Genomic DNA, 14,085 nt, shown 5'->3' on the forward strand with positions numbered 1-14,085 from the left:
AGTTTCTGTAACATCTCCCCGTCCTGAAGCTATGTCAGTTGGTTTTTCCTTTCTACCAGCCTGTGGCACGGAAGCTGCGGGCGAAGTTGTTGGATAGACGGAGAATACCAGTTACTCAAATATTATGCTTGGAAAAGCAGGGCTGCCAAGCTGTCAGTTTTGTTGTAGCCGCTTTATCAAGGAGGGTAAAATTAGGAATAAATTCGGGGAAATGAAGGGATTTAGGCGGGAATTCCATCGATAGTTGAGAATAACGGACTTACAGGGAGGATATAGTAAAACTCCCTGCAAATCCGTCACATAAAGGGTTTTATCTTTCGCGGTAGGCGAGGTCCACGATTTTACCCAGACCGGCATAACTCCAGGTAAGCTGTAGTTGTTCATTTCTGGCAGGTATGCTGTACACACGGATGGCGCCATTTTCCGTGTCCGGCCGGGACGGGTCATAACTGCCCACTACCAGGGAGTTGGACAGGTTGATGTAAAACTCCTTCCCATAGGAGTTAAAAAGCAGGCATTTCAGCACACTCACCCGCTCTGCCCCCAAATCGGCCATGAGTTTGGCTTTATTGGTAAAAACATCATATTCGTACACGCGGCCGCCGGCGGCATAGAACAAATACCCCAGCTGGTTACTGACAGCAAAGGCGGTCGCCTTGTCCAGTTCGGGTGCGTTGGTCATCTCTGTATAGTAGACCTGTTTTATACCATTGCCGATATTCATACAGTAGGTGTAGAACTTACCGCCCTTGTCTTTCAGAACGGCATATACATCCCCCCAATTGTAGTTGGTATAGCTCATATACACCATGTCCCTGCCGGTACTGTAGGAGAACAGGTTGCCGTCCCGCAGGCTGCTGCAATTGGTGCCAAACATCGGGTCATGGGCTACAAACCGCTGGTGGTCCTGATCATACAGCAAAGTGCCGCCAAAACCACAGGCGATGAAAGGCGCAGCCCTGAAGGGTGTTTTTTCTTCATCCACATAGTTGATCGGCGAACCGAAAGCCCCGCCCATAATCAGGAAGCGGTGGAAAACCCTGTCGCCTGCAATAACATAATCGACAGCAGGATACGATGCCGAATTAAAAAAATAGTCGGGCGCAAAATCCGTCCCTACCGGCGTCATCATCTCATACCGCACATTGTAGGTACTCTTCCAGGTCAGCGACTCCCCGTCGATCTTTTCAAGTCCTTCCCCGGAACGGAGATAAAACTGGTTGTTAATCGAACGGTAGGCAAACACCAGTTGCTTCGGCTGGCGCCGCACCGGTATGCCCGCATTCGTAAAGCTCAGTACATCTGTTATCAGCTTGTCCTTGTCCCCAAGGCGGGCCACCATATCCAGCCGGGTTCCGCCCTTCACGTCACAGAGGGCCACCCAGCCCTGGTAAACGGCAGACTGCACCACCAGCTTAAACTGTTTAAACCATTCCACGCCGGTCTGTTTATCTTTCACCCGGTAGAAAACATCATAAGGAGCGGGCCTTAACTTCACCGGGTATGCCAGGCTATGACCGGTACCAATCAACACGAGGGGCTCATCTCCAATAATGCGGGCGACATTTTCAATAAGCGCCTCCCAGCGGTAACTGTAACGGCCGGTATCCCCGTTTACCTCCGTGGCCAGGATCTGCGGCACAATACGCAATGTGTCGCCATACAATACAGGATAGTTATTGGCGACGCCCGTAATACTGTCTACCTGGTTGATCTCATGGTAGTCATAATTGCCAAGATCTTTATAACAGGCAGTAAAACACAGGCTCAAAAGAAATCCGCCCAGTAATAACTGAATATAATTTGTTTTCATTCTTTTCATTTTTACTGCATGTATTTACCCAGTTTCATCGGGGTGCCGTCGTCTTCCAATACAGGAGTACCGGCAGCTTCCATGTCTTTGAGATATATTTTCAGATAATTGGCGTAAAAATTAGTAGCGCCGGGGTCTGCATTGGTGAGCTTAGTATACAGCTCCTGCACGGAAAGCTCCAGCAATTCGCTCATCAGCAACATTTTTTTTGTGGAGAACGGCCCGTAAAAATCGTCGTACCATCCCCTGGCAGGCTTGTTCAGCTTATTATCCACCATAATCACGTGTTTGACCAGGGAGGTAAACAGATGATTGTTTTTGTCTTTCACCAGCACCTGCAGGCGGGTATGGAACTGATCATTAGGCTCCAGCTGCAGGGTAATGGAAAAAGTCCGTTTAGCCATATCCGGAGTTTTGTGCATCACCACCGGAATATAACAGTTCACACTGTCTGCCGGCACTACCAGCCTGGCAGGCAGCTCATAATGTGTATGGAGTACAGCTGCATTGGCACTGGTATCCACGACCCGGTAGCTGACAATTCGTTCATGCTTCACCGGTACACCCAGCGTAGCTACCTTCAGCACCACTGTAGTGTCTTCGGTGGCCGGCGTATAAGCAAAGGTGACGATGGAGGTATCGTAGGTAACATTATCTCTTACCACTGAGAAATACACATCGTCATCAGTGGAATAGAAAGGTGTATCCGCTTTTTGGCAGGCTGCCAGCAAAAGCAGGAGCAGCGCTGTACCGGCGAGATATCGGAGCGTACTGATCATAACAATAAGTTGAATTAGTTTCTGAATCGGGATTCGTCCAGCGGAATAGGCAGCACGTATTTTTGCCTGTTCATAGCGATAGTACCGCTGCCGGTGCCTCCCGGCAAACTGGCGGTATTGTTCCGCTTATAATAGAAAAACATCTGTCCTTCTCCGTAAAACTCCCGTTTATAATCTTTCAGCAGTTCGGCAGCGAAGTTGGCGTTACCGGCTACATCACTGATACCCCGGTTACGGCGTACCATGTTCAGGTATTCAATGCCGGCGGCCGGGTCGGGTGTGCATTCCGCTGCAATGAAGCACATTTCAGACATCCGTATCATCGGTATCAGGTTATTGAAACGGGCAGCGCTGTTTTCTATGTCTGCATATTTGAAAAAACAACGATAGTTCTTCAGATTAGAACCGGGTATCAACCACGAACTGCCGTAACGGAAATCGTTCGTATTACTTTCATACTCGGAAGTCAGCCGGTTCTGGGCAGCCGTCAGGATCTGGTCATCCTTCAGCGCAGGATCAAAGTACCCCCTATATTTAACCGGCCGACGGCTATCCTGCAAGGTAAACAGCAGCTCACCGGAAAACACGCGGTTGGGATTACGCGGATCACTCAGCACCTCGCTCAGCTTTACAAACGGGAATACGCCACTGCCACCGGTAATCACCTCCGATGCATACTTCAGCGCGCTGACTTTATCCCTTCTGTATAAACATACCCGCGCCTTTAGCGCTTTTACCGCGTAATAGTTCATGCGCATGTTCCGGTAACTCCAGGCAACACCTTCATGGCTCTCTTCTTTGTCCAGCGTAGCGCCCGTGAGTACAGGATCATCTGCCAGCAACGATTCCGCAGCATCCAGATCGGCCAATACCTTTTCTATAAACACGTTGCCATTGAGATAAGCTTCAAAGTTGGTAGTAAAGGAGGTATAATAAGGCAGGCTGGCAGCCGTAGAATCCTGCAGGTACACCGGACCGAACAACCGGAACAGATCAAAGTGTATCAGTGCCCGCAATGCCAGGGCTTCCCCTTTTGCCCAGGAATAATGCTTACCGGCAAACACATTTTTTCTTTCGTCGATAACAGAGAGTATCTTGTTGATATTAGCCACTGTCTTATACATACTCCCCCAGGTATTGCCAAAAAGAGATTGCACTTCTGTCTCCGTATATTGATAAGAGGCCAGTTTGTACAAGCTATGTCCGCCACCGACATTATAGCGCTGTGCCAGTACTTCTGTCATCTGCATGGTCATCTGACCACCGTAGGACTTTTCATCCGTCATATCGAGGTAAACGCCGTTGAGTGCCGTCATGAAGCCGGTCTCATTGTTCAGCAATGTGTTTTCTATGACTTTATCACGGGGTTTTACATCCAGCCATTTTTTGCAGGAGGCGCCTGTAAAAGCCACCAGTATAAGTACGCTGAAGAATATACGTTGTTTCATTTTTTCTTTCATTTAGTGATTAAAATCCGGCACTTACAGAGAAAGAAACCGTATTGGCAAAAGGATAATCGATACCGCGCTCCCGCTTGATGGTCGACAAGCGGAAGATGTCGTTCATGTAAGCATTCACCCGCAGATAGGACATCCGCCAGCGTCTTACCATACCGTTGGTAAATTCATATCCTACATTAATGGATTCTCCGGCCAGTATATTCTCCCGTTGCACGAAGCGGGAAGTCATTGGCGGGATATTGGCGGCAATAGCCTCGGTGTTCAGTGTCATTGAGATAGCCCTGAACCTGGCAATATCGCCGGGTTTTCTCCACCGGTCATACAAAGCGCGGCGGTCCTGGTTCTGCAGGATATCGTTGGAATTGATGTTCTCCACTTTATCATACAGCGCTTCATTGAAAACATCAGCCCCCATGCGGTACCGCAGATAAACACCTACCGTAAATCCTTTGTAACTGAAGTTGGTACCGGCAATGCCTTCCAGCCTGGGACGGGCGTCTCCCACTACCACTTCGTCATCTGCATCATAGTTGAATGTCAGGGAGCCGTCTTTTTTGATCAGCACTTCTCTTCCGGTGCCCGGGTCAATGCCGGCGGAACGCACGGCCCAGATAGCCGTAGGGCTGCCGCCATCGTAGTAACGTTCCAGGTTTTTGGAGCGGTTCTCTTTATTGAGTACATCCAGGCTATTGCCCATATTACCGTAGCGGGCATTCTCATGCTTTGCGGAAAAGTTAATGCTCCAGTTGATCCGCTCCTGCGGCCGGTACCAGGGCGACACGCTGAACATGAAGTTGTAGCCGTTGCCTACCTGTTTTCCAAGGTTGGTAAGGTAGGTGCTGGTACCAACAGAAGACGGCAGGCTGATCTTAGCCACCAGTGGGTCTGTGATACGGTTATATACATCGATGTTCAGACGCAGGCGGTTATTGATCAGAATAATGTCGGCGCCGATGTTTTTGTCCAGGGTTTTCTGCCATAACAGGTTCGGGTTACCAAATGCATCGATAATGGCGCCGATCCCGAAATCATTGACCACCCTGGTATTATAACGGTAAGTAGTAAACGACTGGTAAGTGGAGAAATTCTGGTTGCCCGGCGTACCGATAGAGCCGCGTAATTTCAGAAAATTGATCCAGGCCACTTCCTGTAACATGGGTTCTTTATGCAGGTTCCAGGATAAGCCCACTGACCAGGAGGTGGTAAAGAAATGGTTGGACCCAAATACGGAAGAGCCATCCAGGCGGAAATTCACATCGGCCATATAACGCTCATCCAGCATATAGCCTGCGTTGAGGTAGGCGCTGGTGCTACGGGTAGTAGACTCCGAAGAGGAGGACTTATCGCCCAAAGGATAACCGGTCGCAAAAGCGGGGGAAGATACGCCGGGAGGCAGCCCGATGACCCTGTACCCTTCGCCGGTATTACGAAACTGCTGGAATTTCCAACCGCCTACGGCGTTGATCTGGTGACGGTTGTTGATCAGCTTTCCATATATGGCGGTCAGCTCACCGTCGTAGTTAAAGACGGAGGTCTGTAACCCTTCATAGCTACCTCTTTCTGTGGGTACTTTTTTCAGGAAAGTAGTATGACGGGCATCTGTATATATCTCTTGTTTTCCGTCTTCTTTTGTGATCCCCAGGCGTCCTCTCACACGAAAGTCCCTGTTCAGCTCCCATTCGGCCATAAAATTGTTGACCACACTGAAATTGCGGGTCACATTATAGTTACCCAGGGAAGCATTCCACAACGGGTTGGTAGTAGTATCTGTCCCGTTTCCTCCGTCGGCGCGTTGTTCAAGATAAGGCTGCAGGCTGCCTGTTTCATCCCGTTTCCGGTAATAGGGACTCGCCTGCGCAAAATCCTGGAAAGAGCCATAGGGAGATTCTTTTGCAGTAAAGAAATTAAGGGACAGGTTATTGTTAAAACTGAGTTTTTTTCTGCGATATACCAGTTTGATATTAGCGCCGCCGATATCGCGGCCGGAGCCTTTCATGACGCCATTGATCTTTTTATAGTTGACTCCGGCGCTGTAGCGCATCTGGTTATCACCACCTTCGGCATAGAGCGAATGCCCGGTGGTAAAGCCGGTACGCACCGGCTCGCTGAGCCAGTAGGTATTTACGCCACGTTTTACTTCCGCCAGGCGCTCGCTGTAAGCTTTATCCAGTTCTTTCTGCCGCAGCTGCGAATAATCGGAGACGGACCGGAACCTTCCGGAGATGCGTTCGAATTCCAGTTTCTCCTCTGCATTCATCAGGTTATAATCATGCAGATCAGGGACGGTAACACTGTTATCTGTCGTATAATACACCCGCAGTTCACCGGGTTTCGGTTTCTTCGTTTCGATAACGATCACCCCGTTGGCGGCTTTGGAACCATAGATAGCGGTAGATGCCGCATCTTTCAGGATGGTCACGCTCTCCACACGGTTGATGTCCAGGTCTATGATGGTACGCAGGTTGGTTTCAAAACCATCGAGGATAAACAGTGGTTGGTTAGGATCCGTACCGAACTGCTCTTTCAGGCCCAGCACACTGGTTTTGCCACGTATTTCCAGGTTGGGCATCACGTTGGGATTAGAGCCCATCAGGTTATTTTCGAATACGGTAAAGGCAGGATCGAGCGAGCGAAGGCTCTGCACAATGTTCTGGTTGCCTATCTGTTTCAGTTCTTTGGCGGTGTAGGTAGAAGCAGAACCGGTAAAACTTTCTTTTGTTCGTTCATAGATGCCTGTTACCACTACCTCTTTGATCTTTGACGCGTCTTCATCGAGAATGATGTTGGAAGCGCCTCTTACCGGCACTTCCACGGTTTTATAGCCTACGAAGCTGACTACCAGCACGTCGCTGGCGCTGACAGTGATCTCAAATTTCCCCGAAGGATCGGTATGGGTGCCCTGTGGTTTTCCTTTTACCCGGATAGTGACGCCCGGTATCTGTTGCAGGTTGCCTTTGCTGTCGCGCAGGGACACAGAGCCCCTGACGCGGATGGTCTGGTCCTGTTCCTGGCGGGCCATCACCGCTACCGCCGTTGTGCGGGCAGGCGCGCTTTTTACGATCACCTGGTTTCCCACAACGGTGTACTGTACGTCGTCATGAAAGATGTCATGCAATACATTTTTCAGCACGGCGCCGTTGGCCCGGATGGTGACAGCCTGGGCTTTGTTGATCTGGCTGCCGTCGTACACAAAGTTCAGATTGGTTTGTTTTTCGATTTCTGACAGTACAACAGCTATAGGTTGGTTATTGGCTTTCACAGTTACTTTCCGGTTCAGCGGGGAAGTGTCCTGCGCTCTTGCCGGCGAAGCCGACAGGAGAATGGCAGCCATTGCCAGGGGGTGGTACATACGCATCCCGCAACGGGCAATGCACCGTAGGTAATTTTTTCTCATGGCTAAGGCGTTTTAGCTTCTGGCTAAAGCATTTTGGTTGGTAATAATGGTTCTTATGCGCTATCTCTTTATGGGCAAGTGCACATAGATCGTGTCGTTCAGTTGTTCAAATTGATAATCATATAAAGCAGTCAGTGTTTGTAATATATCCGGTAATGATTTGTTGTTGAAATTGGCATTGAGCTTACGTTCTTTGCTGATGCCCGGATCGAGCACCATGGTAACGCCGTAGGCGTCGGACAGTGCTTCGCATACTGCCTGCAGGGAGGTGTCGGTAAACTGCAGCTCCCGCGTGCGCCATGCCAGCTGGTTGTTACCGGCAGAGGTATCTGCTTTTATTTCTCCGGTGCGGGTATTGCAGGAGGCGCCCTGGCCGGCCTGCAAACGGAGGGAATGCTGCTGATGGGCTACGGCTACGCTGCCTGACAGTACATATACCTGTATAGTGGTATTGGCAGCCTTCACGTTGAAGGAGGTACCCAGCACATGGATCTGTGCCGGGCCACTCACTACGGTAAAGGGATGCACGGGATTAGTGGCAATGTCAAAAAAAGCTTCCCCCGCTATCAATTGCACTTCTCTTCCTTTTCCGGTGAAAGCAGCCGGGTATTTTACCGAGGCGTGTTTGTTCAGGTAGATTTTAGAACCGTCGGCCAACAATACAGAATCCGGCCGGCCGGTGGTGGTTTTGGCGATCCACTGTATACGATGACGGGAATACTGCCACCATCCGGCGGCGGCGATCATCAGCAACACGGCGGCGGCCCACCAGCGGCGACGCACATGCGTGAGCGGCACTACCGGGGCAGCGGCCTTCACCTGGTCCAGCAGCTGCAGGAACCGCGCGGTGGCGGCCGGCGCATCGGCCTCTTCAAAAAAAGCGGCATGCGGCGCCTGCTCCCACAGCAGGTGTACCTGCTGGTACAGCTCCCCGTGCGAGTTATCTTCCGCGAGCCAGGAGGACAGTTGTGCTTGTAATACCTCATCCTCCGGCGACTGCAGGCACAAAAGAATAAAAGAATAATGATCGGTCGGTTTGGTCATCTTACGAAAAAGGATGCGCTTTAAGCTGAGACAAATCAGCCAAAGCCTACCCCCAAGAGAAATTTGAAAATTTTTAAATTTCTAAATTTTTAAATTGAGAAGAGCCACAGCAGGAGCTTCAGGCGGCCGGCGGCTGAGATCGGCTTGTCCGGAGGGTCCAGCAGGGCTGCCTTGAGTTGACGCAGCGCGATGGTCATCTGGTTCTCCACCGTTTTTACAGACAGTTGCAGTTCATGGGCTATTTCAGCGTTCTTCAGGCCGGAGTAGCGGCTTAGTTTGAAGATACGGCGGCATTGCTCCGGCAAACGTTCCACAGCGGCATGTATCCGTTCCCGCAGTTCCTGTTCTTCCAGGAAGGTACAGAGATAACTTTCCTCCTGCAGATGCCGGATGGTATCGTGGTGGCCTTCCAGCAGCCGGTGACGCTGCAGATGGTTGATACACTGGTTGATAACGGCACGGAAAAGGTAGCTTTTAAGCGCAGCAGCATGTTCCAGGGCGAAATCTTTCTCCCACAAACGGAGAAAAACGTCCTGGACGACTTCTTCGGCCTGCTCCCGTTCCCCGAGGTATTTCCGTGCGGTGGCAAAAAGAAGGGGGTAAAAATATTCGTATACCCGGGCAAATACCGCACGGTCTCTGGCCTGCAAGCCCTGCAACACCTCTTGGCTGTATAACCCGCTAATCATAAAAAAGTAAACGTCAGAAAGGCATAAGTGGGAGCTAAGATAACCCATTACCGGGCGAAAAGGAAATTTTCAAAAAAAATGGCATTCTACCGGTCAAAAAATGAAAATATGTAAATACTTTTTATAAATTTAATGGCTTTAAAGCCATTATTCTTAAATTATAAACTTCCACGTTATGACGAACCAGATACAGCCTGAGCGCTGTTTGACCGTGATTGTAATGTCAGGGCTCTCCTCCGGGGCGCTGCCGTTTTCCACACCGACCAGTGAATAGCCGGGAATGCCATGATAACCGCCGCTACGGCCGGTTGTTATATCCCCGCTAATACCTGTTCCGGGAAACATGCACGCAGATTAAATGTTATGGACGGTACCGGAATATTGCCTGTAGCTGTTATCTTGCCTTTTGATCCGGCACAGCCCAGGCGCAACGCGATTTGAAACTAAAAACGAGAACCTAAACAATATTTTGAAGATGAACCGTAAGTTAAGAATGGGAATGATCGGCGGTGGAAAGGATGCCTTTATCGGCGCTATTCACCGTATTGCGGCCAATATGGATGGCCTGATAGAACTGGTAGCCGGTGCCCTCAGCATCAACAATGAAGTAGCGGTAGAATCCGGTAAAATGCTGTTCCTCGATCCGGAACGCACCTACCTCGATTTTAAGACCATGCTGCAGAAAGAAGCCGCTATGCCGGCCGACAAGCGCCTCGATTTCGTGACCATCGTCACGCCTAACTTCGCTCACTTTGAACCAGCTATGATGGCGCTGGACCTGGGCTTCAACGTGGTGATCGAAAAACCGATCACTTTCTCCCTGGAAGAAGCCAAACAACTACAGGCCAAGGTGGAAGCCACCGGCCTCACTTTGCTGCTCACCCACACCTACACCGGTTACCCCATGGTAAAACAGGCGCGCCAGATGGTAAAAGACGGCGCACTCGGCAAGATCCGCAAAGTATGGGTGGAGTATCCCCAGGGATGGCTCAGCAAAATGAGCGAGCGGGAAGGCAATGCGCAGGCAGCCTGGAGAACAGATCCCAAAAAATCCGGTAAGGCAGGCGCTATGGGCGATATCGGTACCCACGCCGCCAACCTGGCAGAATATATCAGCGGCGCCAAAATTGAAAAACTGTGCGCCGACCTGAACATCATGGTCCCCGGCCGTGCCCTTGATGACGACGGCGCTGTGCTGCTGCGCTTCGACAACGGCGCCGCGGGCGTGCTGATGGCCTCCCAGGTGGCTGCCGGTGAAGAAAACGCCCTGAAAATCCGCATATACGGAGAAAAAGGCGGCCTCGAATGGGCACAGCATGAACCCAACACCCTGCTGGTGAAATGGCTCGACAAACCCACAGAGATCTATCGCGCCGGCGGCGGATACTCCTTCCAGTCCAGCTACATGACCCACAACACCCGCACCCCGGGCGGCCATCCGGAAGGATACCTCGAAGCTTTCGGTAACCTGTACCGCAACTTCGCACAGACCCTCTCGGCAAAAATTGACGGCGTACAACCGGCACCGGAGTCGCTCGACTTCCCCAGCGTGGAAGACGGCGTGCGTGGCATGGCGTTCATCGACAACGTGGTACGCTCCTCACAAAGCGACGCCAAATGGACAAATTTCGAAATTTAATATACCACCGCTAACTAGTACGATTATATGAAAACGATCAAAGGTCCTGGTATATTCCTGGCGCAGTTCATGGGAGATGAAGCGCCCTTCAACAGTCTGAAATCCATCTGCGAATGGGCAGCCTCCATCGGTTTCAAAGGCGTACAGATCCCCTCCTGGGACACCCGCCTGATAGACCTGCAAAAGGCGGCAGAGAGTAAGACCTACGCAGACGAAATAAAAGGTATCGTCAACGCCGCAGGCCTGGAAATCACAGAACTGAGCACCCACCTGCAAGGGCAGCTGGTGGCCGTTAACCCGGCTTTCACGGAAATGTTCGATGGCTTCGCACCGGCACAGTACCACAATAATCTGCAGGCCCGCACCGAATGGGCGGTCAACCAGCTGAAATATGCTGCCAAAGCCAGCCGCAACCTGGGCCTCAACGCCCACGCTACCTTCAGCGGCGCGTTGCTGTGGGCGCCCGCCATGTACCCCTGGCCTCAACGGCCGGCAGGACTGGTGGAAGCCGGTTTCGCAGAACTGGCCAAACGCTGGCTGCCTATCCTCAACGAGTTCGATGCCAACGGTGTGGACGTATGCTACGAAATACACCCCGGCGAAGACCTTCACGACGGCGCCAGCTATGAACGTTTCCTTGAGGCAACCGGCAACCACGCCCGGGCCTGCCTCCTGTACGATCCCAGCCACTTCGTGCTGCAATGCCTCAACTACCTGGAATATATCGATATTTACCATGAGAAAATAAAAGCCTTCCATGTAAAAGACGCGGAATTTAATCCCACCGGCCGCTCCGGCGTATACGGCGGATTCCAGTCCTGGATAGACCGTCCCGGCAGATTCCGCTCCCTCGGCGACGGACAGGTGGACTTTAAATCCGTGTTCAGTAAACTCACCCAATACGATTTTGCCGGTTGGGCCGTTATGGAATGGGAATGCTGCATGAAACATCCGGAAGACGGTGCCCGTGAAGGCGCTCCGTTTATCAAAAATCATATCATCCGCGTCACCGAAAAAGCCTTCGACGACTTCGCCGGCGCCGCCACAGATGACGCATTCAACAAACGGGTGTTGGGCATTTAGGAATTTTCGAATTTAGTTATTTAGATATTTTGACTTGGTGAGACAGGTCAAGATCAATAAGGAAGCTATCGGATAAATCAATAAAACATATTCATCCACCTGAAAAATAACACAGGCAGAAACATAAACAACAAACACCAATCAAATAATCAAATAAAAAAATAAAAAAATAACGAAATGAAAAAGAGGTTACTGGCACCGTTGGTATTAACCGCGCTGTTTTTTGCAGCTTGCGGCGGAGGTGAGAAAAAAGCTGATCAACAAACTGACAAACCCGCACAGGAAAACAATGCCGTGGATAACTCAATGGTATCTCCTGGTGCAGACAAGCCGGCCAGCAAAGGCGAACAACTGATGGCGCAAAGCGATTGCAAAACCTGCCACAAAGAAGAAATCAAAGTAATCGGACCCGCCCTGAAAGACATCGCCGGCAAATATCCCAACACACCTGAAAATGTGGATAAACTGTCCGACAAAATCATCAAAGGTGGTTCCGGCAACTGGGGCGAAGTAGCCATGCTCCCGCATCCGAACATCTCCAAAGAAGATGCAAAGGAAATGGTACAGTACATCCTGTCTGTAGGAAAATAATGGCTTTTCCATCATCATTCAATCATAGTAAATGAAAAAAATCATCATCGGAGCCTTTATGCTGGGCGCTATCACCGGCGCCACAGCGGTAAAGGCACAGAAAGTAAATAGCCTCTCTGCCAAAGAGAAAAAGGAAGGATGGCAGCTGCTGTTCGATGGTAAAACCACCAACGGATGGCATACCTACCTGAAAGATGCTGCCAGCCCCGCGTGGAAAGTGGTGGACGGCGCACTCGAATTTGACGTGGACGCCAAAAAAACCGGCGCCCCCGGCGGTGACCTCGTTACCAACGGCGAATACGAAAACTACGAGCTGAGCATCGACTGGAAAATTTCAGAAGGCGGCAACAGCGGCATCATCTTCAGCGTACATGAAGATCCTGAATTCAAAGCTACTTATCTCACCGGCCCTGAAATGCAGGTGCTCGATGATGATAAACACCCGGATGGAAAAATCAACAAACACAACGCCGGCGACCTCTACGACCTCGTAAAATCCTCACAGAAAGCGGTGAAAGCCGTAGGTCAGTGGAACACTGCCAAAATTGTGAAAAAAGATGGCCATCTTTCCCTCTGGCTCAACGGCGTAAAAACCGTGGAAACAACCATGGGCACCCCTGAATGGGACGCACTGGTAGCCAACAGCAAGTTTAAAGACTGGAAAGGCTTTGGAAAATATGCCAAAGGCCACATAGCCCTCCAGGACCACGGCAACAAGGTATGGTACCGTAATATCAAATTAAGAGTGCTGTAATCTTTTTTCGGATACATTTTTTTTGACAAAGGCGCAAGGCAGTAAAGAACAACTTTTCCCTGCCCTGCGTCTTTTGCTTTTGGATGCTAACTACCACGACATGAGAACATTTACCGCGTTTATTACACTCTTGCTGGCCGCCTCCCTCTGCGCGCAGGCCGGCAAAAAACACAAGACCAAAAAAGTACTGGTCTTCTCAAAAACAAAAGGCTTCCGCCACGATTGTATTCCCGTCGCCAAAGCCGCGATCATGCAGCTGGGTAAAGACAACGGCTTCGAAGTGGATACCACAGAAGACGCCAGCGCCTTTACCAGCGCCAACCTGAAGAAATACGCCGCCGTTATCTTCAGTTGCACCACCGGCGACGTGCTGGACAGCGCCCAGCAGGTGGCCTTCCAGCAATATATCCACAAAGGCGGCGGCTGGATGGGCATCCACGCAGCCACCGACACGGAATATGACTGGCCATGGTACAACAAACTGGCCGGCGCCTGGTTTCTCAGCCACCCGAAACAACAACAGGCCACCCTCCGCGTCACAGACCACAACCATCCCGCTACCCGCCACCTGCCGGATGAATGGGTGCGCAAAGACGAATGGTATAACTTCAAAGACCTTAACCCGGACGTGCACGTGCTGATCAAAATAGACGAGTCCACCTATGAAGGCGGCAAAAACGGCGACAATCATCCCATGTGCTGGTACCACGACTTTGAAGGCGGTCGCGCTTTCTATACCGAAATGGGCCATACCAAAGAATCTTACCAGGACACCGTATACCTGCAACACCTGCTGGGTGGCATTCAGTATACCATGGGCAACAAAAAAGCTAACTAAA

Annotated in this window: 11 protein-coding genes; 5 read left to right on the forward strand and 6 right to left on the reverse strand. The window is 50.8% G+C overall.

The genetic code is table 11. The features are described from left to right. Window positions 1-310: 310 nt before the first annotated feature. The 6 genes from B5D63_RS12500 to B5D63_RS12525 form a co-directional block, all read right to left on the reverse strand. On the reverse strand, window positions 311-1,813 hold the full coding sequence (locus B5D63_RS12500; RefSeq protein ID WP_159455998.1) for a PKD-like family lipoprotein: 1,503 nt from the start codon (window positions 1,811-1,813) through the stop codon (window positions 311-313). A gap of 11 nt (window positions 1,814-1,824) precedes the next feature. Further along, window positions 1,825-2,592 (reverse strand): DUF4843 domain-containing protein, encoded by a 768-nt coding sequence (locus B5D63_RS12505; protein ID WP_078669130.1) that lies wholly within the window; start codon window positions 2,590-2,592, stop codon window positions 1,825-1,827. 14 nt (window positions 2,593-2,606) lie between these two features. After that, entirely contained in the window at window positions 2,607-4,040 is a 1,434-nt protein-coding gene (locus tag B5D63_RS12510) for a RagB/SusD family nutrient uptake outer membrane protein (protein ID WP_159455999.1), read from the reverse strand. Between the two features lie 19 nt (window positions 4,041-4,059). Beyond that, the gene (locus B5D63_RS12515; RefSeq protein WP_078669132.1) at window positions 4,060-7,446 is read right to left on the reverse strand and encodes a SusC/RagA family TonB-linked outer membrane protein; all 3,387 of its coding nucleotides are present in this window, start codon (window positions 7,444-7,446) and stop codon (window positions 4,060-4,062) included. Between the two features lie 60 nt (window positions 7,447-7,506). Beyond that, window positions 7,507-8,490, reverse strand: coding sequence for a FecR family protein (locus tag B5D63_RS12520; RefSeq protein WP_078669133.1), 984 nt, complete (start codon window positions 8,488-8,490; stop codon window positions 7,507-7,509). A gap of 89 nt (window positions 8,491-8,579) precedes the next feature. After that, the gene (locus B5D63_RS12525) at window positions 8,580-9,179 is read right to left on the reverse strand and encodes an RNA polymerase sigma-70 factor (RefSeq protein ID WP_159456000.1); all 600 of its coding nucleotides are present in this window, start codon (window positions 9,177-9,179) and stop codon (window positions 8,580-8,582) included. A gap of 475 nt (window positions 9,180-9,654) precedes the next feature. On the opposite strand from B5D63_RS12525, the gene B5D63_RS12535 reads away from it, so the two are divergent. The 5 genes from B5D63_RS12535 (at window position 9,655) to B5D63_RS12555 (ending at window position 14,084) form a co-directional block, all read left to right on the forward strand. Next, entirely contained in the window at window positions 9,655-10,818 is a 1,164-nt protein-coding gene (locus B5D63_RS12535; RefSeq protein WP_078669136.1) for a Gfo/Idh/MocA family protein, read from the forward strand. Between the two features lie 27 nt (window positions 10,819-10,845). Then, on the forward strand, window positions 10,846-11,901 hold the full coding sequence (locus B5D63_RS12540) for a sugar phosphate isomerase/epimerase family protein (protein WP_078669137.1): 1,056 nt from the start codon (window positions 10,846-10,848) through the stop codon (window positions 11,899-11,901). A gap of 177 nt (window positions 11,902-12,078) precedes the next feature. Continuing rightward, window positions 12,079-12,492, forward strand: coding sequence for a c-type cytochrome (locus B5D63_RS12545; RefSeq protein ID WP_078669138.1), 414 nt, complete (start codon window positions 12,079-12,081; stop codon window positions 12,490-12,492). Window positions 12,493-12,523: 31 nt separating this feature from the next. Beyond that, entirely contained in the window at window positions 12,524-13,246 is a 723-nt protein-coding gene (locus B5D63_RS12550; protein ID WP_078669139.1) for a 3-keto-disaccharide hydrolase, read from the forward strand. Window positions 13,247-13,346: 100 nt separating this feature from the next. Further along, window positions 13,347-14,084 carry a ThuA domain-containing protein gene (locus B5D63_RS12555; protein WP_078669140.1) on the forward strand — a complete coding sequence of 246 codons (738 nt, stop codon included), beginning with the start codon at window positions 13,347-13,349 and terminating at the stop codon, window positions 14,082-14,084. The last annotated feature ends 1 nt before the right edge of the window (window position 14,085 follow it).

This window comes from Chitinophaga eiseniae (assembly GCF_900167135.1).
In the GTDB taxonomy this organism is placed as follows: domain Bacteria; phylum Bacteroidota; class Bacteroidia; order Chitinophagales; family Chitinophagaceae; genus Chitinophaga; species Chitinophaga eiseniae.

Bases quoted from the DNA above. Each gene is read 5' to 3' on its own strand.
- B5D63_RS12545 (WP_078669138.1), top strand. From the start codon at position 12,079: ATGAAAAAGAGGTTACTGGCACCGTTGGTATTAACCGCGCTGTTTTTT.
- B5D63_RS12520 (WP_078669133.1), bottom strand. From the start codon at position 8,490: ATGACCAAACCGACCGATCATTATTCTTTTATTCTTTTGTGCCTGCAG.
- B5D63_RS12525 (WP_159456000.1), bottom strand. From the start codon at position 9,179: ATGATTAGCGGGTTATACAGCCAAGAGGTGTTGCAGGGCTTGCAGGCC.
- B5D63_RS12500 (WP_159455998.1), bottom strand. From the start codon at position 1,813: ATGAAAACAAATTATATTCAGTTATTACTGGGCGGATTTCTTTTGAGC.
- B5D63_RS12550 (WP_078669139.1), top strand. From the start codon at position 12,524: ATGAAAAAAATCATCATCGGAGCCTTTATGCTGGGCGCTATCACCGGC.
- B5D63_RS12540 (WP_078669137.1), top strand. From the start codon at position 10,846: ATGAAAACGATCAAAGGTCCTGGTATATTCCTGGCGCAGTTCATGGGA.
- B5D63_RS12510 (WP_159455999.1), bottom strand. From the start codon at position 4,040: ATGAAACAACGTATATTCTTCAGCGTACTTATACTGGTGGCTTTTACA.
- B5D63_RS12555 (WP_078669140.1), top strand. From the start codon at position 13,347: ATGAGAACATTTACCGCGTTTATTACACTCTTGCTGGCCGCCTCCCTC.
- B5D63_RS12515 (WP_078669132.1), bottom strand. From the start codon at position 7,446: ATGAGAAAAAATTACCTACGGTGCATTGCCCGTTGCGGGATGCGTATG.
- B5D63_RS12535 (WP_078669136.1), top strand. From the start codon at position 9,655: ATGAACCGTAAGTTAAGAATGGGAATGATCGGCGGTGGAAAGGATGCC.
- B5D63_RS12505 (WP_078669130.1), bottom strand. From the start codon at position 2,592: ATGATCAGTACGCTCCGATATCTCGCCGGTACAGCGCTGCTCCTGCTT.